Genomic DNA, 18,510 nt, shown 5'->3' with positions numbered 1-18,510 from the left:
GGGTCCCGAACCGGCGCTAATTCGGGATCTCCCATAGTCTCGACGTGTGCCGTACCCCGACCACTGGGAGGCCGACGTCGTCCTCGCCGACGGAGGGACGGCGCACCTACGGCCGATCAGGCCCGGTGACGCCGAGTTGTTGCGCGAGTTCTACGCCCGGCTCTCGCCCGAATCCATCTACTACCGGTTCTTCTCGCCGCGCCCCCGGCTGACGGACCGGGAGATCGAACATTTCACCACCGTCGACCACACCGACCGCGTGGCCCTCATCGCCACCATCGGCGACGCGATGGTCGCGGTCGTGCGCTACGACCGCCTCGGCACGGGCAGTCCGTACGCGACCGTTCCGGAGTCACCGGACGAGTCACCGGACACCGCCGAGGTGGCCTTCCTCGTCGAGGACGCCCAGCAGGGCCGGGGCCTCGGCACCGTGCTGCTGGAGCACATCGCCGCGGCGGCCCGCGAACGCGGCATCCGGCGGTTCATCGCGGACGTCCTGCCGGAGAACCGCCGGATGACCACCGTGTTCCGGGCGGCCGGCTATGAGGCTCAGCAGCGTTTCGAGGACGGTGTGATCCGGCTCACCCTCGACCTGCAGCCGACCGAGACCTCCCGGGAGGTCATGGGCGCCCGCGAGCACCGGGCGGAGTCGCGGTCGATCGAGCGTCTTCTGTTCCCCGGGTCGGTCGCGGTGATCGGCGCCAGCCGCGAGGCGGGCGGCGTCGGCCGGACCGTCCTGCGCAACCTCCTCGGCGGCGACTTCACCGGCCCGGTGTTCCCCGTCCATCCGACCGCGTCGGCGGTGGGCGGCGTACGCGCCCACCCGACGGTGTCAGACGTCCCCGACCCGGTCGACCTGGCCGTCGTCGCGGTGCCCGCCGACCACGTCAACGAGGTCGTGGCCCAGTGCGCCGCCAAGGGCGTCCACGGGCTGGTCGTCGTCTCCTCCGGCTTCGGGGAGGCCGGCTTCGAGGGACGCGCCCGCCAGGACGAGCTCGTACGCCTCGCGCGGGCGAACGGCATGCGCGTCGTCGGCCCCAACTGCCTGGGCATCGCCAACACCGACCCGGGCGTACGGCTGAACGCCACCCTCGCCCCGACGCTGCCGGGACGCGGACCGGTCGGGTTCTTCTCCCAGTCCGGCGCGCTCGGCATTGCGATCCTGCGCTGGGCGGCCGAACGCGGGCTGGGCCTGTCGACGTTCGTGTCGGCGGGCAACCGCGTCGACGTGTCCGGCAACGACCTCATGCAGTACTGGGAGGAGGACCCCGCCACCGAGGTGATCCTCCTGTACCTCGAGTCGATCGGGAACCCCCGCAAGTTCACCCGCCTCGCGCGGCGGATCAGCCGCGTCAAGCCGATCGTCGCCGTCAAGAGCGGGCGTACCACCCAGGGCGTGCCGCTCGGCCACGCCGCGCGGGCGCTGACCCTTCCCGACCACGCCGTCAGCGCGCTGTTCGCCCAGGCCGGGGTCGTACGGGTCGACTCGCTCGGCGAGCTGTTCGACGTCGCCCAGATCCTGGCCTACCAGCCCCTGCCGACCGGCCGCCGGGTCGCGATCGTCGGCAACTCGGACTCCATCGGGCTACTGGTCCAGGACGCCGCGACCGCGGCGGAGCTCGACCCCCTCGCACCGGTGGACCTCGGCCCGGCGGCCGGGCCGGCGGACTTCGAATCCGCGCTCGCCGAGGCACTGGACGACGATGCGGTCGACGCGGTGATCACGGTGTTCGCGCCGCCCGTACGGGGCGGCATCGACCCCGAGGTGGCCGCTGCGATCGTCCGGCAGGCGGAGGGCGCCGCGAAGCCGGTCGTCGCGACCTACCTCGGCGAGCACGGCCTCCTGCACGGCAGCGTTCCCTCCTACCCCGCGCCCGAGGACGGCGTCCGGGCCCTCGTGTACGCCGTCCGGTACGCCGAGCGACGGCGCCGCGCGCCCGGCCGGATGCCCGAACTGCCCGGCATCGACCGGCCCAGGGCCCGCGCACTGGTCGACGAGATCTTGGCGGCGGATGGCGCTCCGGCCGGGGACCGGGAGCCCGGCGCGGTTCCCGAGCCGGTGGAACGGCGTGCAGCCGATGCGGAGCGGACCGCCGCGCTGCTCGCCTGCTACGGCATCGAGCCGGCAGGGGACGCCGTGGAGGCGGGCGACGAGGGGGTCGTCACGCGGATCACCACGTCGGAGGATCCCTCCTTCGGCGCGATCGTGTCCTTCGGCCTGGCAGACCTCACGGCCGAACTCCTGGACGACCGCGCGTACCGGCTTGCGCCCCTGACGGACGTCGAGGCGGCCGGGATGGTCCGCGCGATCAGGGCGGCGCCGCTGCTGCTGGGCCACCAGGGAGCCGAGCCCGTCGACCTGGCGGCGCTGGAGCGCCTCCTGCTGCGGGTGTCCCGGCTGTCCGACGACCTGCCGGAGGTGGCACGGCTGGACCTCGAGGTGGTCGCCCGCGCCTCCGGCGCCGTCGTACGGAGCGCGCGGCTGTGGTCGGAGAGACCGCCGGGTCCGCGCATCGACCACGTTCGCCGGCTCAGGCCGTCCTGACGGGAGAGTCGGGTCTGGCCGTCCTGACCGGCGAGTCGGCTCAGGTGGTCATGACGGGAGAGACCGCGCGGCGGCCTTTCGCGGACGGCCGGTGGGGGCGCATCCCAGGCTCGGCCGTTGCGCGGTTCGTTCCGGGCTGGGCCGTTGCGTGGCGCGTCCTGGGTCAGCCGGTGCGAAGGTCCGCGGGTTGCGGCGGTGGCACCGGCTCCGGAATCGGCGGGATTGGGCTGGGGTCCGGCTCGGGGACAGGACGCGGGGAGGGTCGGGACGGCGGCGGCTCCGGAGGCGGCACCGGCGGCTCCGGCGGAGGGATCGGCGGCTGCGGGGTGGGCGGTTCCGGTTGCGGTGGTGGAACAGGTGGTCGGGTCATCACGGTCCTCCGAGAAAACCCCGCCTTTTGAGGGCGAGGAGGAATCGGGCCCCTGCGGAGCAGGAGGGTAGGGGTGGCCGGATCGGCGCCATAGCGATTCGGCGTCCGCCACCCGGAGACCCGCAGCAGGTCACACGTTGCACTGCTAGTTTGCGGGCCATGGCCGCACATGTGAAGCGCGTCGGCTACAACGCCACGTCGGCAATGCTGACGGCTTGGAAGAAGACCGAGGAATTGGCCTACCTCAACGAGGTGTCCTCGGTCCCGCTCCAGCAGGCGCTCCGGCACCTACAAACCGCGTTCACCGGCTTCTTCGCCAAACGGGCGAAGTACCCACGTTTCAAGAGCCGGAAGAAGTCCCGCAAGTCCGTCGAGTACACCACCAGCGCGTTCCGCTTCCGCGACGGAAAACTCACCCTCGCCAAAATGACCGAGCCGCTGAACATCGTCTGGTCGCGACCTCTTCCCGAGGGCGCCGAACCCTCGACGGTGACCGTCTCCCAAGACTCGGCCGGACGCTGGTTCGTTTCCCTGCTGCGCCAAGACCCCGGCATGCAGTCGCTGCCTGCCAACGGCAACGCCATCGGGGTCGATGCCGGGCTGGACCGTCTGCTGACCCTGTCCGCCGGGGAGAAGATCACCAACCCCCGGTACGAGCGCTTTTTGGTTGGCGGTGGTGTTTGGGGGCGTGGGTGTGCGTGTAACGCCCGGGCAGTGCAGGATGGGATCCATGAGGGAAACCCGAGCGATGGCTCAGGGCCTGCGCACCGCGATCGAGCGGAGCGGCTACTACCCGGCGCTCGTCGCGGACGCGGTCGAGTCGCTTCTGGGCAACGAGACCGTGATCTCCTACGTCGTCCATCACGAGGCGACGTTCGATCCGGCGATGGAGGTCCGGCGCCACGTCACCGTGCTGGTGTTGTCGCCGACGCGCCTGCTCGTCTGCCACACGGACGAGCACCCGCCGACCGAGTCGGTTCCGCACCCGCACGCCTCCACGACGACGGAGGCGGTGCGCCTGGGCCGGGTGCAGTCGGTGGCGGTGACGCGCGTCGTGCCGGAGCCCGCGTCGTACGTGCCCGGCGTGCCGCCGACCGAGGTGATGCTCACCATCGGCTGGGGGGTGATCGCTCACGTCGATCTGGAGCCGGCTTCCTGCGGTGACGAGTCCTGCGAGGCCGACCACGGCTACACCGGCACGATCACGGCGGACGACCTCTCGCTGCGGGTGAGTGAGGCGGCGGACGGCGCGGACGCCGTCGAGCAGGTCCTCACGTTCGCTCAGGCGCTTTCGGAGGTCACTTCTCAGCAGGGTCGATGAGCATTCCCGCCCCGGCGTACGGCCGGGAGTCGCTGGCGGACCTGGGCCCGTCCGTGCTCGCCGCACTCGGCGTCCCGGACGAGACGAACGTTCTGGGTCTGCCCGCCCTGCCGCGCGCCTGCGTCCTTCTCGTCGACGGTCTCGGCTGGGAGCTGCTGCGGGCACATCCGGACGCCGCGCCGTACCTCTCCTCGCTGCCGGGCCGGCCACTGACCGCGGGATTCCCGTCGACCACGGCGACCAGTCTCGCGTCGCTCGGCACCGGCCGCCCGCCGGGCGGGCACGGCATGTTCGGATACCAGGTCGCCGTCCCGGGGGAGGGGCGGCTGCACAACTGCCTGCGCTGGAGCGACGGGATCGACCCCCTGACCTGGCAGCCCGCGCGCACCATCTTCGACCGGGCCGTCGCGGCGGGCGTGGCCACGAGCCACGTCGCGGCGCGGGCGTTCGAGCACTCCGGGCTGACCCGCTCGGTCTATCGCGGCGCGCGCTACCTCCCCGCGGACGCCCTCGGCCCGCTGGTCGCCCGCGCCGAGCAGGCCATCGGCGAGAGCGAGCGCGCGTTCGTCACCGTCTACCACGGCGATCTCGACGCCACCGGCCACATCCACGGCTCCCGTTCGGCGGCCTGGCGCCACCACCTGGCCTTCGTGGACCTGCTGGCGCGGCGGCTGGCCGAGGCGATGCCGCCGGACGCCGCCTTCTACGTCACCGCGGACCACGGCATGACCGATCCCGCCGACCGGGTCGACGTGGACGCCGAGCCCGCGCTGCGGGAGGGTGTGGCCCTGCTGGGCGGCGAGGCCCGGGCCCGGCACGTGTACGCCGAGGATGGGGCCACCGCCGACGTGCTCGCCGTGTGGCGTGAGCGCTTCGCGGGGCAGGCGTGGGTGCTGACCCGCGAAGAGGCGATCGCCGAGGGGCTGTTCGGCCCGGTGTCCGCGCCCTTGGCCCCGCGCATCGGCGACGTCGTCGCCGTCCCGTACGCCGACGTGGCCATCGTGGCGACCAAGGCCGAGCCGATCGAGTCCACTCTCATCGGCATGCACGGGTCGCTCGTCGCCGCCGAGCAGCTCGTTCCCCTGCTCTTCCGGGAGTCGGCCCGATGAACGCCGAGCGGCATCTCGCAGACGGGGGGATTAACGGTCAGACTGGCGGCGTGCATCCTCTCATCGACGTCCAGTCACTCGTCCGAGAACTCCGCGGCGACGTCGTCCTGCTCGACGTCCGCTGGCGCCTCGGTGGTCCGCCCGGCATCGAGGCGTACCGGCGGGGCCACCTGCCAGGGGCGGTCTTCATCGACCTCGATCGCGACCTCGCGGGGCCGCCGGGCCCGGACGGCCGGCATCCCCTTCCGGAGCGGCAGGTCTTCCAGGACGCGATGCGGCGGGCGGGCGTCCGCGACGACGGCCTCGTCGTGGTCTACGACGACGCGGACTCCACGTCCGCGGCCCGCGCCTGGTGGACCCTCCGCTACTTCGGGCACCAGCGGGTCCGCGTCCTCGACGGCGGCTACCACGCCTGGGTCGAGGCCGGACGGCCGGTGACGACCGAGGCACCGAAGGTCACACCCGGTGACTTCACCATCCGGCCGGGCGGCCTGCCCGTCCTCGACGCGGACGGCGCCGCCGCCCTCGCCAAGGCCGGAGCCTTGCTCGACGCCCGCGCGCCGGAGCGATACCGCGGCGAGGTGGAGCCCATCGACCCGGTCGCCGGGCACGTCCCCGGCGCCGTCAGCGCGCCCACGACCGGCAACGTCGGTGTCGACGGCCGATTCCTGCCCGCCGACCTGCTCCGCGAGCGCTTCGCCGAGCTGGGCGCCACCGACGCCGTCGACGTCGGCGCCTACTGCGGCTCCGGCGTCACTGCCGCCCACGAGATCCTCGCGCTCACCGTCGCGGGCGTGCCCGCGGCCCTGTACGTCGGCTCCTGGTCCAACTGGGTCGCCGACGGCACCCGCCCCGTCGAGACCGGCGACCAGGGTCTGGCGTAATTCATCGCCGGGGTTTCGCACGGTAATCGCGCGGAACCCCGGCATCCAGGGCTGGAAGGCCGGAGAGGATCTCTCAGGCCGAGAGCGCCGGGTCGCCGGACGCCCAGCCTCGTCTACGGCAGGCGGCGGCGTCCGGCGAAGCCGAGGTCCGTGCGGTGATACCAGCCGAGCGCGGACTCGGTCTCCAGCAGGCACAGGCGGATCGACTGCCCCCGCAGGTAGGCGGGGAAGTCGACGAGCACGGGCGTGACGCCCTTCACCTCGATGCCCTGGATCGTGAACCACCCGAGCGACTCGTCGATGCGCGCCTCGTACGCCTTCAGCTCGGGCGTGCCGCCCAGCGGCGACGACCGCCCCGACTGCAGGTCGAAGGCCAGCTCGGCGAGATCGGCACGGGCGGCGATGATCGCATCGATGTGCGCGCGCACCTCGGGGAGCAGCGCGCGGGCCTCCCCGAGGGTGAAGATGCGGTCGGTCACGGGTCGTACGCTACCGGCGCGGAGCGTCCGTCGTCCGGATCTGCCTCACGGGCGAGCCACCCCGACCATCGCGGATGGACCGCCCTCAACCACCCCTGACGATTGTGGAGCCGGGATGGCTCGTTTTATATCGCCGGGCTCTACCCGTTCGATTCGGCTTGGTCACGCAGGCTGGCTATGTCATGATCGACGAGAGATGAGTAGGATCGTTGTGGCGTATCGCCGCCCTCGTGATAGCCGCCGAGAACGCCGACGACCTTTCCCTGCTGCTTCGCCGGGTTGTACTGCGAGAGCCAGGGGCTTCCGCTGGTGCCGCCAGTGAATCCATCACAGTCGAAGGCCAGTTGGTATTTGAACCGGTGAATGGCGGTCGTGTCACACTGGATCGCGCGATCATTCCCGGGCGTTCCAGAAGCCGGATACCCGACGACGTGGACTTTCTCGGGGAGTGCTGTATTCGGGGTGAGGCGGTTCGATCCGGTTACATCGGCGACATTCTTGCCGCTTGTCTTGTCCTTGGCCAGGATGATGAAGCCGAAATCGAGGTCAGGGTCCGCTCGTTTCTTCCATCCATTGTGAACGAGGAGTGTCTTCGCGGCCCAGATGCCATGCGGGGCGTTTCCGGAGTCGTACTGGGGAACGAAAGCGATCTTGTCGCGGTAGTACCCGGTATTGGTGGTGCTGTTGTAGCTGTATATGCAGTGCGCCGCGGTGAGGGCCAGATTATGCTTCGTGCTGTATACGACGCTGGCAGTGCAGTAGTGGTCACCCGTCTTGCTGTGCGTGAAGAGCCGGCCGACGCTCGGAATACCGGTGAACACCGTCCCTTGGGGAATGCTCTTCTTGTCTCGTAGCAGTGCTCGTTTTTGTGGTCGGCGCTGATCCTCTGGGGTGGCCGCCTTCATGCGTGCCGGGGTCCAGTAGTTCTTCGTGTCCGAGTCGCTGCTTGACGCGGTCTGTGTGATCGCCGTGCTCGGCGAATGACCGTGGGCGGCCAGGAGGATCGCGCCGGTCGCCGCCACGCACGCGGCAGTCGTAGCGGTGATAACGGTCTTCGTTCTACTGTTCATCATAGTTTGGGGTTGTGTCGTTGGCGGATGAGAGAGCCTACTCTTTTTACCGCACTAAGGTGACAATGGGCGACTTGGCGCGTAAGTGATGCAAATCACACGAAGCGCTCTGGGGCTGTGATCTGCGTTCCGGGGTTTGCGCTAAATTCGGGCAATACCTGTTTCGGGGATCTGTGTAGTGTCTTTTACCTATTTTTTACCGGCATTGGGTCGGTCGGGCGAACGTACGCGAACGTCGACGGCACCCTGACGACGCAAAGACCTGGGCTGGAGTCCGGAATGGTCGGCGGTCAGAGCCGAGCACCGGTGGGTGGTCAGAAGGACGAACGCATCGGTGGCCGGGTGATCAGTCCGGCCAGGTGTACTCGAAGGCGCCGCTCTCGATCAGCTCGATGAACCGAGTGATGTCCTCGGCCTGCGGCAGCGCGTCGTGCCAGCCGTCTCCGGTGAGATCGACCAGCATGACCGGACCCGAGTCGTCTCGAAGGTCGACCGCGAGGAGCTCGCGGCTCCCGTCGCATCCGAGGACGGCCATCCCGGGGAACGCCTCGTTGGCCCCGGTTTCTCGGAGGACGGCGTTCGTTTCATGCGTTTCGCGGGGTGTGTAAAGCCATACGTAGGAATCCGAAGGGGACCAGCCGCGGCGAAACCAGGATCGTCTCTGGAGGTAGTCGCGCCAGGCGACGGGGAGCGGAGCGCCGAGAGCCTCGGTCGCCTCGGCGAACTCCTCGTCGGCCACGCGTCCGCGGTAGTCGGCCTCTTCGATGATCGCGCCGACGATGTTCGCGTTGAGTTCGTCCAGATCTTCGGCCGGGATCCAGTACTCCAGAACGTCGCGCCCGCCGACCTGCCGCACCGAGTAACGATCGAGGAAGGACTTACGGACGTCGAAGCGGGTGACGTAGCCGACGCCTCCGTGCGGGACGTTCCACTCGCGGGTGATCTTCGTTGCGTACCAGCGGTTGAGGACCGGATAGAAGATCGGCTGGTCCGGCAGCCGTGGCGGCCAGGACCGCCACCCCGACGCCGCCACCAGATCGAGCTCCTGCTGCCCGGTCGGCCTCCACAACGTCACCGTTTCCGCACCATGTTCCCCTGCCCGCATGGCGGACAACCGTAGTGCCCGGCCGGCCGCGAACGGGATCTCGGCCGCTCAGGCTCCCGGCGGGACGCCGAAAGGAGCCAGGATGGCGTCGACGTAGGTATGGGGATCGTCTGGGGCCGCGCCGACGCGCCGAAGCGCCGCGGCTCCGAGGTAGGCCGAGTAGCTCATCGTCGCGTAGTGACGCGCGAGCTTGGGGGAGTGTCCGAGCTCGGCGAACGCGGTCTCGATGACGGCGAGGCGTCGGTGTGTCACCCGCTCGGCGACGGACCGTACGGCCGGATCGTCGGAGGCGGTGAGCAGTCGCAGGGCGAGGTCGCCGTCGTCCGGGCCCGCGAACGCCTGGTGGACCAGGCGGCGCAGGCGCTCGGCCGGGTCGGGGATCTCGGCGAGCCGCGCCGCGACCGCCTCGGTCTGGGTCCGTTCCCAGCGCTCGAGAGCGGCCTCGAGCAGCGCCTGCCGGTTCTCGAAGAGCCAGTAGAAGCTCGACTTCGAAGCGCCCAGCCGGGCGGCGACGGGTTCGACGGCGACCGCGTTCGGCCCCCCTTCGGTAAGGGCGTCGAGCGCGGCGGCGGCCCAGTCGTCGCGGGTCAGACGGGCGGTACGCGGCATTCGGGGACCTCGCGGAATCTCGTTCTGTACGGTGGCGTACAGTACCATTCTAGACGGTGGCGTACAGAACGCCTCTCGACGTGAGGAGCGAGCGCGTGGAAAAGATCCTGGACCGGCTGATCCCGACGTACGACTTCCGTACCCGCTACAGCCGCCGGGTCGCGGCCCCTCCGGACGCGGTGTGGGAGGCGCTGCAGAAGATCACGGCCGCCGAACTTCCGGTCACCCGACTGCTGATGCGCATCCGGTCGGCCGGCCGCGACCCTCTCTCCGGACCGATCGCGCAGGCGCTGCCAATGGCCGACCTGGGGCGCGAGGAGGGCCGCGAGGCCGTGAGCGGGAGGGTGGCGAAGTTCTGGCGGTTCCGGCCGGAGCCGGGCCCGGAGGAGACCGCCGACCCCGCCGTGTTCGCGGCCTTCTCCGAACCCGGCTGGGCCAAGGCCGCGATGAGCTTCCAGCTCAGCCCGACGGCCGACGGCACCCTGTTGGCGGCCGAGACCCGCGTCCGCGCCACCGACCGGGCCAGCCGCCGCGCCTTCGCCCCGTACTGGCTGCTCATCCGCGTCGGAGGTGCCGGCTTCATCCGCCTGGAACTCCTAAGGGCGATCGCCCGCCGCGCCGAGAACGTCGGTGCCTCCTGAGGGTCCGCCCTGCCTCTCCTAGGTGAATGCGGCGCCAGGCTCACAGGTTTCCTTAAGGATCCGTGATGTTACGTTGCGGTCGCTCGAGGGTGTCGAGTTGCTGTGGTTGCTCACGATGGCGAAAGCGGGGTGTCCCCGATGACGCTTCGCCGGTGGGCGGTCGACGCTCTAACGGCCTGATCTCGCTCGAATTTTCGAATCACCGGGCGGATCACGGATACCGGTCGCTACTGTGCGTACATGCTTGGTCGCGTGTCGTCCGGTCGTGTCGCATGAGCCGGAAACGTCGGTTGGCCGCCGGGCAGGTGGCCCGGACGGCGACGGCCCGGGTGCTGCTGCGCAGTGGGGTGGATGAGAAGACCGGTGAGGCCCTGACGGCCCGGGTGGTGGCCGAGTGGGTGGGCTGGTGCGCGGACCTGATCGCGGGGATGACCACCGGCCTGCTGGCCGGGCGTTGGAATGCCGGTGATGTGGCCGTGCTGGCCGGTGGGACCGATGGCGCTGGCCGTGTCTTGCCGTCGAACGCGTGGATGGCGTTGCGCCGCTTGGGCTGGGCCGTGAGGGTCCCTGATGGGGTCAAGGTCAATGACCGGATCGTGCGGATGGCTCAAGAGCAGGCCGGGCGAGTCCTGCGTGGTGCGCAACACCGCGCCGGGATGGTCGCCGGGATCCTGGCGGCCTGGCCCGCCGACCCGGCCAAGCGCACGGCGGCCGAGTGGGACGCCGTCCGCGCGGCGATCCCCGACGGCCAGGGCCTGCCGGGCAGCGTGATCAGAGCGCGCACGCGGCAGGTCAGCGCGTTCGTCGACGGGCATGGGCGGCTTCCGGTCGATGTGTTCGAACTGGAGGATGTGCCGCGTGTGGCGCGGATGCTGGTGCTGGCCGCGGTGGACCGCCAGCAGGCCAGTCTGGAACGCGCCGACGACGACCCAGCCAGGGTGCTGCTGCGGGTGCAGTTGCCGACCCGCCCGGATCCGCGCTCCTACGCCGACTGGACCTGGGTGGCCTGCCCGATCACGCTGCCGTCCACCGTCCCGCCCGACGCTGTGCTGCACCTGCCCACACTCCGCCCGCAGGGCCGGAAAGTGCACGCGGACCTGGCGTTCTCCCACCCCGTCCCCAAAACCGAACGCAAGGGTCACCTGACGGCGCTGGGCGTGGACTGGGGCCTGAACACCCTGCTGTCGGCGGGCGCGGTGCACCGTCACGACGATGGCCGTATCACCGCGCTGGGGGCCGGGGCGATGTTCCGGGCCGCCGGGGTGATGGCCCGCCAGCACCGGCTACGCCGCCACGGCGAACACCTGCACGCCAAAACCGGCACCTACACCCGTCTCATCGGCGGCCGGGAGGGGCACCACTTGGTCGCCAAGCACGCCGTGCTGACGGCCGAGAGCGAGCATGTGGCTGATCGCCGGTCGGGCCTGAACGATGCGCTGGCCTGGTCGGCCGCCCGCTGGGTAGTGGATCAGGCGATCGCCGCGGGGGCGAGCGTGATCTATGTCGAGGATCTGCGGTCGATGGAGGCCAAGGGCATGGGCCGCACCCTCAACACCCGCCTCGCCCAAGCGGCGCGCGGGCAGATCGCCGGGAACATGCGGCACCTGGCCGCCGAGACCGGTATCGCCGTGGTCACGGTCCCACCGAAGAACACCTCCAAGCACTGCCCGCAGTGTCTGGTCCCGTTGCGGCACTGCAAGGCCCCCGACCGGCCCGCCACGCCCGGGTGGAAATGGGCGATCTGCCCCGACCCGCACTGCGGCTGGCAAGGCGACCGCGACCACGGCGCATGGCGGCGCATCGCCGCCCGCGGCCTGACCCACCAGACGAAGACCATCGTTGACCGCGCCACCGGCCAGATGGCCATCGGCCGTGTCATCGATAAGTTCGAAACCAGCGCGGTCATCGCGTCGACCGCTGCTCCTCGATCCAGCGGGGGTGACCGGTCCAAGACCGGGCCGACCCCGCGCCGATCTCCACGCCCCGTGCCCAGGCGACGCGGGGCACCCTCCACCCGCAGCCCTCAAAGGTCGGCGGGTCAGCGTCCGGAGGGACACGCTCACACGGACCCCAGGTTGCCTCGGGCGGCCTGCCGGTACCAGGGCGTGCGCACCACCACCGTGCACACGATCAGCTCGAACACACCCACCACCAGCCGGAACCGGTCACGGCACCGGCCCAAAGGAGCGGCACTGGGTGCAGGCTTCCACCTGCACGCCCACGCCACCCCACCACGATGGGCAGATCCCCCAGTCACCACAACTCAATATGACTACGGATCCCTAAGCTGATCAGAGACGCTCGTGCCCACTGCTGTTCCTCCAAGGCGTCACCTCCGCACCCCCGGACGATGCCTTGGACGTATTTGAGCCTCAACGGCGGTTTGTCGGGCCAGTCGTACAGCTCACTGATCACGCGTGGCCGTGGCCGGCGCCGAAGCAGACGAAGCCGAGAGTGGACAAGGACCTAGGGGCCCGTGCCAAGGCCCCGGCCGGGCTCGCGCCTCCGGCGAGACGCTCGTGGAAGCCGGTCATCAGGTCGCGGGCGGCGGCGTCGCCGACCGGGGTGACGGCGGCGACGACGGTCGCCGTGCCGAAGCCGAGGGCGGCGGTGACCATGCCGATGACCGCCTCGCCCTCGTAGATCTCCGCGCGGCCCGCGTCGCACGCGGAGAGCACCAGCAGCCGCGGTGAGCGTTCGAGATGCTCCAGGTCGTACGTGAACAGCAGTCCGTCGGCGAGCCGGAGGCCGGAGAACAGGGCGTTTCCCGAACGGAACACTCCGTGGGCCGCGACGTGGGCCACGGCGGCCCCGTCGAGGGCGCGCTCTACGGTCTCGGCGGTCGCGGCCGGGCCGGTGAGGACCCTCGCCCTCGGATGCTGCGCGCGTACGGCCGCGATCTCGTCCTCGGCGTGCGCGAGGTCCGGACCGGCGATCAGCGTCGCGTGCCCGCGGGACGGCGGCGTCCGCATGGCGCGCAGCCAGCCCGCCGCCGACGGCACCACGGTCATGGGACGGTCCGCCAGCGACGGCAGCGCGGGCCAGGGCAGGCCGTGCAGCGCTCCGACCGGGGACAGCACGACAGACCGGTCGGCCACACGCAGCGGGTCGAGCAGCCGGGTCTGGAGGCGCTTCGCCGTGGCCGCCAGGGACGAGCGGGCCGGTGCGCCGTCGGGATCCCGGGCGAGCCGGGAGACGGCGAAGCGGAGCAGCCGTACGTCGTCGCGGACCGGGTCGTACGGGCCCAGGGAGCGGCGCCGGCAGCGACCGTTCGCGAGCGTCACCGCGACGAGCTCCGCGCCGACCCGGATGAACTCCACGAACATCCGTTCGCCCAGCGTCTCGGTGAGGGCGGGGATCAGCCAGCCCCACCCGGGGACCGCGTCGCGGCTGGACGACAGGCGGCGGCACCGGGCGCGTACGGTGTCTTCCAGCCGGGCCTGGGCGGCCAGGAGCTCCGGGCGGTCGGGGACCTCGGCGGTGACGCGGCGCAACTCGGCCAGCAGTCCGCCGAGCCGCCGGTCGCGGGGCGGCCGTACGGCGGGCGGTCGGCCGGCGATCGCCCGCGCCCGCTCGGCGGCCACGAGGAGGGCGCGGGGGCCGGCCGCGAGTCGCAGGCCGAGCTCGGCCAGCTCGACGGCCCAGCCCGCCGCGCGCCCGCGCAGCTCGGCGGCGCCGAGCGCGGCGGCGTGCTCGTCTACGGTGCGCAACCCGGCGCGTACGGCGGCGGCGGCGCCGGCCCGGTCGCCGCGCGCGAGCCGCAGCAATGCGGTGGCGTGCAGGCCCGCGACGCGTGCGCTCACGGTGCCGCCGCCGACCCGGTCGAGAAGGCGTTCGGCATGCGCGTGGTCGCCGTGTGCGAGCGCCACCAGGCCCGCCAGGGTGCGCGCGTCGTCGGCGGCGGAGGCCCAGCCGTACCGCGCGAGGCGTTCGGCGGCCTGCTCGGCGGCCGTGAGCAGGCCCGCGGACCGGTCGCCGTCCGCCCATCGGGCCCGCAGGCCGACCAGCTCGGCCGGCAGGCCGGTACGGCCTGCGAACTCCTCCTGCGCCCGCCGGGCGGTCGCCGCCGCGGCGCGGGGATCGCCGTCGGCCAGCTCGGCGTGGGCGAGGAGCAGGAGTGCGTCGGCGGTATCGCAGCGGTACCCGCCGGCGGTCAGCCGCTCGACGGTGTCCGTCAGCAGGGTGCGGGCCTCGCCGGGCAGCCGGGCGGCGATCAGCGCCTCCGCCCGGTCGATGCGCAGCTGGTGGACGCGTTCGTCCGCGCCGGCCAGCTCCGGCTCGATCTCCTCGTACAGCGTGAGCGCGCGCGGCAGGTCGCCGCGCCGCATGGCGACGAACGCGAGGTTGTGCCGGACCATCGCCGCCTGGTGCCGCAGGCCCGCCCGCTCGGCGACCGCGAGCGCCGCGCGCAGATCGGCCTCGCCGCGCCCGAGCCGGCCGGCGTACGTCTTCGCGAGCCCGGTGTTGATGCGCAGGCCGACGACGACCTCCGGGTCGGTGCAGGTCCGGGCGATGCGCGCGACCTCCCGGACGCGGCCGCTGCGGGCGAGGACGTACGCCCGGTTGGCGAGCAGCCGGTCGGCGTCGGCTCCGGTCAGCACCGGGGTGGCGGCGTCGGCGGCGGCCAGTGCCCCATCGAGGTCGCCGCTCGTGGCCAGCAGACCGACGAGGTTCATCCGCACCTGGGCGGCGGCGTAGGGCAGCGCTGCGGACTCGGCGACGCGGAGCGCCTCGCGCAGGTGGGCGACGCCCTCGCTCAGCCGGCCCAGCTCCTTGCCGGCCAGGCCGAGGGCGCGCAGGGCCAGGACGCGCTCCTCCGGCCGGCCGGTGTCCCGCAGCGCCGAGGCGGTGGCGTACACGCCGCGCGGGTCGACGGCCGCCAGCGCGAGCAGGTCAGACATGGATCCAGCTCGTCACCACGGACGTCGCGTCGGCGAGCCTGAACAGGAGACTGACCAGGCCGGCCGGGACCTCGGAGAGCACGAATCCACCGGACTCGTCGGTCCGGGCACCGCGCTCGCCGTGCGGCGAGCGCAGGATCACCTCCGCGGCCACCGCGGGGGCCAGTTGCCCGACGATCTCCCGGCCGGCGACCTCGATCTCCACGTGGACACCCCGCCCGGCGAACGTCAGCGTTCGCGGCCCGCCGCCGCGCACCCCGGCCGGGGTCTCCGCCGCGTCGTGCGCGAGCGTCGCCAGGGTCGCCTCCGGCGCGAACCAGTCGAACGCCGCCAGCCCCAGGGCGACCAGGTGCTCCGGCACCGGCGGGAACGCGACGCGCAGGCCCTCGATCAGCTCGTCGTCGGTCACGTGACACCGAGCCGGCGCCGCAGGTGGGTCAGGCAGCGGGTGCGGGTCGGGCCGACGCTGCCGAGCGGTACGCCGAGCGCCGTCGAGATCTCCGCGTAGCTGAGCCGGGGCGAGGCGATCGACAGCTCGAGAAGAGCGCGGCAGCGGGGCGGCACGGCGTCCAGGGCGGCGGCCACCGAACCCGCGAGCTCACGGCCGAACACCACGTGATGCGGTCCGGTGACCGTCGGGGCGTGGCCGTTCAACGGGCTCTCGCGGCCTCGCCGCCGCAGCGTGGCCAGGCTCTCCCGGCGGGCGGTGACGGCCAGCCACGCGCCCGCGCGCGCCGGGTCCCGCAGCCCGGGCAGCCGCTCGACGAGCCGCAGCCACGTCGTCTGCACGACGTCGTCGATGTCCGCGCCGCTCAGCCCGTACGATCGCGCGATCGCGCACAGCAGCCGCGAGTAGCGGTCGACGAGCGTCCGCCAGGCCGCCGGATCACCCCCGCGGGCCCGCCTCACCAGGTCTCCGGTCTCGTTCCACTCCACGCGCCGTGATATTAGCGGAAAGTAGTCGTGAGATTACACTCGGTTGAGTAATGGAGGTGGCGGCATCGGATGGCGCCGCCTCGGCGTGGATCAGCCGATGCTGTAGGAGAAGGAGTTCACGGCGAGGCCCATGCCGCTGACCCACGGTTCGAAGCCCGCCTGAACGCTGGTCAGATACCAGGAGCGCTGCGCGTAGCCGCGCCTCACCATGTCGTCATAGAAGGTGTGGACGGGGAAGGAGATCGCGGACGTCGCCGAGGTGCGTACGTACGAGACCACGTTCCAGCCGCTGTTGCCGTACCAGACGTCCTAGGTGCCGCCGATTCCGGCGTTGGCCCAGGGGAGGACTCGGCGAGCGCACCCGTCCCGACGAGGGCGAACGGATTCGCAGCGTCCCCCATGCCGGTGAAAGTCGTTTCACGGCGACGGGCGCCATGCCGGGAAGACGGGGCTCGGCCGATCACCACTCCGAGATCGTGATGCGCCACCATCGTGCGGTGGCCCGCAACTCCCGCAGCGACTGGGATCTGTACACCGCAGGGCCCTTTACAATCGTCCGAACTCAGCGAAAGCTTCCACCATGACTGCGATCGTCGGCATCACCGATGGCAACACCGTCGTCATCGCTGGAGACTCTGCCGGGGTAGGCGGAGATGTAACTCAGCCCCGTCTAGACGCCAAGGTCTTCTCCAACGGGCCCTACGTGATCGGCTACACCACCTCATTCCGCATGGGCCAGATCCTCCGCTACACCTTCAAGGCCCCAGCCCTGCCCGACAGTGAGGACGGCTTGCACGCGTTCATGTGCACCAGCTTCATCAACGGCGTCCGTGAGGGCCTCAAAGACGGCGGGTGGGCCAGTAAGAACAACGACCAGGAAGAAGGCGGGTCCTTCCTCGTCGGCGTCCGTGGCCGCCTGTTCGAAATCGGCCACGACTACCAGGTAGGCGAGATGGCGGACGGGTACACAGCGGTCGGTTGCGGCGCAGAGATCGCCCTCGGAGCCCTCCACGCCACCGACAACACGGATATGACCCTCCAAGCCCGTGCCGTCGCCGCGCTCGAAGCCGCAGCGCACTTCTCCACTTGTGTTCGGCCGCCATTCACGATCGTCGACACGGCAAAGCACGAGGACTGAGGGGCACCGCCGCCGCGGAATGCGAAAGACGCTCCGTCATCTTCGTCGAAAGATGACGAAGCGTCGCCTGGCGCGGTCTGGTTCCAGCGCCCCGGCCCTGGGAGTACCCGTCTCATCAGCCGACCGCCACTCCGAGGTCCGGGTGCGTGCGCCGGCCCACCGGGTCGAGGACGCGGTCGGCGGCGACTGTGGCGGGCAGATCCTCGTCGGCGGAGAGGCGGGCGATCGCGCCCGCGACGGCCGGGGCCGCGAAGGAGGTTCCGCTCCAGGTCGCGTACCCCGTGAAGTCGTCGGGGTCGATGCCCCGGATGCGCGGCCGGGGCCCGTCGAACCGCACGAAGCAGCTGTGGACGTCGACACCGGGCGCGCAGGCGTCCACCCACCAGCCGTAGTCGGAGAACGCCGCGCGCTCCTCGCCGTCGAGCGCGGCGACCGCGATGACGTGCTTGAGGGCGGCCGGCCAGAACGGCCGGTCGCTCGCGTGGTTGCCCGCGCAGGCGACGACGACCGAGCGGCGGGCGAGGGCGGCGATGGCGCGGGCCACGAGGGGAGAGGGGCGATCGTCGAAGGTGTGGCAGCCGAACGACAGGTTGACCACGTCGGCCTCTCCCCACGCGACCAGCCAGGCCAGAGCGTGCAGGACACCGAGTTCGTCGCCCACGCCGTCGCCGCCGATCACGCGTCTGGCGCGGATGCGCGCGGACGGCGCGCGGCGCAGCACGACCCCCGCGACGAACGTGCCGTGCCCGGCCTGCGCGTCGAGCGTGTAGTCGAGGTCGGCGTCCAGCACCTCGGCGACCTCGTCGCGCTGCTCCGCGTACCAGGGCGCGGCGGAGTACCACGGGTGCGGCGACAGGCCGGTGTCCAGGACGGCGACCGTCACCGGCCGGCGGGCCGCGTCGTCGGCCGCAGGCGGGGCGAACGCCGGCGCGGGGCGGGGCGCCCCGGCCGGGCCGCTCCACCACATCGGCTGGCCGTGGACGAGGTGGTTCGGCGCGACGGCCAGGCGCCGGTGCGGCGTGCCACCGGCCAACTGCGCGGACAACTCGCACACGTCGACCTTCGCGGCGGCGCGGAGCATGACGCGGGAGAACCCCGGTCCGTCGTGGCGCGTGTCGTACCACCGGCGCACCGCGTCCTCGACCGCCGGCAGATCGTCGTCGGCCACGAGGATCTGGTCGCGGCGCAGCAGCGCCGGACGGCCGGGGGACGGCTCGACCACGATCGCGTCACGGTGTCGGGTGAGCAGCCGTTCGATGCGGGTGTCGTGATCGGTCATCGCGCCGCCTTCTCCGCGTGTCCGTGTGATTACCCATCGTCGCCGAATGGCGGGACGTTTCACGCACCATGCCCAAGGAGCCAGAGCCGGCGCGGCAGGCCATCGGGTCGCCCCGGGGCGTGG

15 protein-coding genes and 2 pseudogenes are annotated in these 18,510 nt (G+C 71.6%); 8 read left to right on the top strand and 9 right to left on the bottom strand.

Translation table 11 applies throughout. The features are described 5' to 3' along the window. Window positions 1-46: 46 nt before the first annotated feature. From AB0I04_RS12190 to AB0I04_RS12170, 5 genes and pseudogenes are all read left to right on the top strand, one after another. Window positions 47-2,545, top strand: coding sequence for a GNAT family N-acetyltransferase (locus AB0I04_RS12190; protein WP_360882528.1), 2,499 nt, complete (start codon window positions 47-49; stop codon window positions 2,543-2,545). Window positions 2,546-3,089: 544 nt separating this feature from the next. After that, a pseudogene (locus AB0I04_RS12185) lies at window positions 3,090-3,575 on the top strand (transposase); the annotation flags it as partial. 70 nt (window positions 3,576-3,645) lie between these two features. Further along, complete coding sequence (locus AB0I04_RS12180) at window positions 3,646-4,236, top strand: DUF5998 family protein (RefSeq protein ID WP_360882525.1); 591 nt, start codon at window positions 3,646-3,648, stop codon at window positions 4,234-4,236. Continuing rightward, window positions 4,233-5,345 (top strand): nucleotide pyrophosphatase/phosphodiesterase family protein, encoded by a 1,113-nt coding sequence (locus AB0I04_RS12175; RefSeq protein ID WP_360882522.1) that lies wholly within the window; start codon window positions 4,233-4,235, stop codon window positions 5,343-5,345. The genes AB0I04_RS12180 and AB0I04_RS12175 overlap by 4 nt, the downstream gene beginning before the upstream one ends. A gap of 50 nt (window positions 5,346-5,395) precedes the next feature. Next, complete coding sequence (locus AB0I04_RS12170; RefSeq protein WP_360882520.1) at window positions 5,396-6,229, top strand: sulfurtransferase; 834 nt, start codon at window positions 5,396-5,398, stop codon at window positions 6,227-6,229. Between the two features lie 113 nt (window positions 6,230-6,342). Here AB0I04_RS12170 and AB0I04_RS12165 read toward each other — a convergent pair whose 3' ends face one another. The 4 genes from AB0I04_RS12165 to AB0I04_RS12150 all read right to left on the bottom strand — a co-directional run bounded on the left by AB0I04_RS12165 (window position 6,343) and on the right by AB0I04_RS12150 (window position 9,492). Continuing rightward, the gene (locus AB0I04_RS12165) at window positions 6,343-6,708 is read right to left on the bottom strand and encodes a DUF2203 domain-containing protein (RefSeq protein WP_360882517.1); all 366 of its coding nucleotides are present in this window, start codon (window positions 6,706-6,708) and stop codon (window positions 6,343-6,345) included. A gap of 140 nt (window positions 6,709-6,848) precedes the next feature. Then, the gene (locus tag AB0I04_RS12160; RefSeq protein ID WP_360882514.1) at window positions 6,849-7,730 is read right to left on the bottom strand and encodes a trypsin-like serine protease; all 882 of its coding nucleotides are present in this window, start codon (window positions 7,728-7,730) and stop codon (window positions 6,849-6,851) included. Window positions 7,731-8,124: 394 nt separating this feature from the next. Continuing rightward, window positions 8,125-8,853, bottom strand: coding sequence for a hypothetical protein (locus tag AB0I04_RS12155; protein ID WP_360882511.1), 729 nt, complete (start codon window positions 8,851-8,853; stop codon window positions 8,125-8,127). A gap of 78 nt (window positions 8,854-8,931) precedes the next feature. Beyond that, window positions 8,932-9,492 (bottom strand): TetR/AcrR family transcriptional regulator, encoded by a 561-nt coding sequence (locus AB0I04_RS12150; RefSeq protein ID WP_360882508.1) that lies wholly within the window; start codon window positions 9,490-9,492, stop codon window positions 8,932-8,934. A 95-nt stretch (window positions 9,493-9,587) separates the two neighbouring features. Here AB0I04_RS12150 and AB0I04_RS12145 point away from each other — a divergent pair, with 95 nt between their 5' ends. Beyond that, the gene (locus tag AB0I04_RS12145; protein WP_360882506.1) at window positions 9,588-10,133 is read left to right on the top strand and encodes a hypothetical protein; all 546 of its coding nucleotides are present in this window, start codon (window positions 9,588-9,590) and stop codon (window positions 10,131-10,133) included. A gap of 272 nt (window positions 10,134-10,405) precedes the next feature. Further along, a complete protein-coding gene (locus AB0I04_RS12140; RefSeq protein ID WP_360882503.1) occupies window positions 10,406-12,424 on the top strand; it encodes a zinc ribbon domain-containing protein in 2,019 nt (672 codons plus the stop codon). Window positions 12,425-12,544: 120 nt separating this feature from the next. Here AB0I04_RS12140 and AB0I04_RS12135 read toward each other — a convergent pair whose 3' ends face one another. From AB0I04_RS12135 to AB0I04_RS12120, 4 genes and pseudogenes are all read right to left on the bottom strand, one after another. Then, a complete protein-coding gene (locus AB0I04_RS12135) occupies window positions 12,545-15,034 on the bottom strand; it encodes a CHAT domain-containing protein (RefSeq protein WP_360882500.1) in 2,490 nt (829 codons plus the stop codon). Continuing rightward, the gene (locus tag AB0I04_RS12130; protein ID WP_360882497.1) at window positions 15,027-15,443 is read right to left on the bottom strand and encodes a hypothetical protein; all 417 of its coding nucleotides are present in this window, start codon (window positions 15,441-15,443) and stop codon (window positions 15,027-15,029) included. Before AB0I04_RS12130 ends, AB0I04_RS12135 begins: the two co-directional genes overlap by 8 nt. Then, a complete protein-coding gene (locus AB0I04_RS12125) occupies window positions 15,440-15,970 on the bottom strand; it encodes a sigma-70 family RNA polymerase sigma factor (RefSeq protein WP_360882495.1) in 531 nt (176 codons plus the stop codon). Before AB0I04_RS12125 ends, AB0I04_RS12130 begins: the two co-directional genes overlap by 4 nt. Window positions 15,971-16,060: 90 nt before the next feature. After that, window positions 16,061-16,267: pseudogene (locus AB0I04_RS12120) on the bottom strand (glycosyl hydrolase family 5); the annotation flags it as partial. Window positions 16,268-16,550: 283 nt separating this feature from the next. On the opposite strand from AB0I04_RS12120, the gene AB0I04_RS12115 reads away from it, so the two are divergent. After that, on the top strand, window positions 16,551-17,108 hold the full coding sequence (locus AB0I04_RS12115; protein WP_360882492.1) for a hypothetical protein: 558 nt from the start codon (window positions 16,551-16,553) through the stop codon (window positions 17,106-17,108). A gap of 115 nt (window positions 17,109-17,223) precedes the next feature. Here AB0I04_RS12115 and AB0I04_RS12110 read toward each other — a convergent pair whose 3' ends face one another. Further along, complete coding sequence (locus AB0I04_RS12110) at window positions 17,224-18,387, bottom strand: S8/S53 family peptidase (RefSeq protein ID WP_360882489.1); 1,164 nt, start codon at window positions 18,385-18,387, stop codon at window positions 17,224-17,226. Between the last annotated feature and the right edge of the window lie 123 nt (window positions 18,388-18,510).

Origin of the sequence: Actinoallomurus sp. NPDC050550 (genome assembly GCF_040655075.1) — a bacterium.
In the GTDB taxonomy this organism is placed as follows: Bacteria; Actinomycetota; Actinomycetes; order Streptosporangiales; family Streptosporangiaceae; genus Actinoallomurus.
Note: the sequence above shows the minus strand (reverse complement) of the source record. Positions and strands in the feature narration are given on the sequence as shown.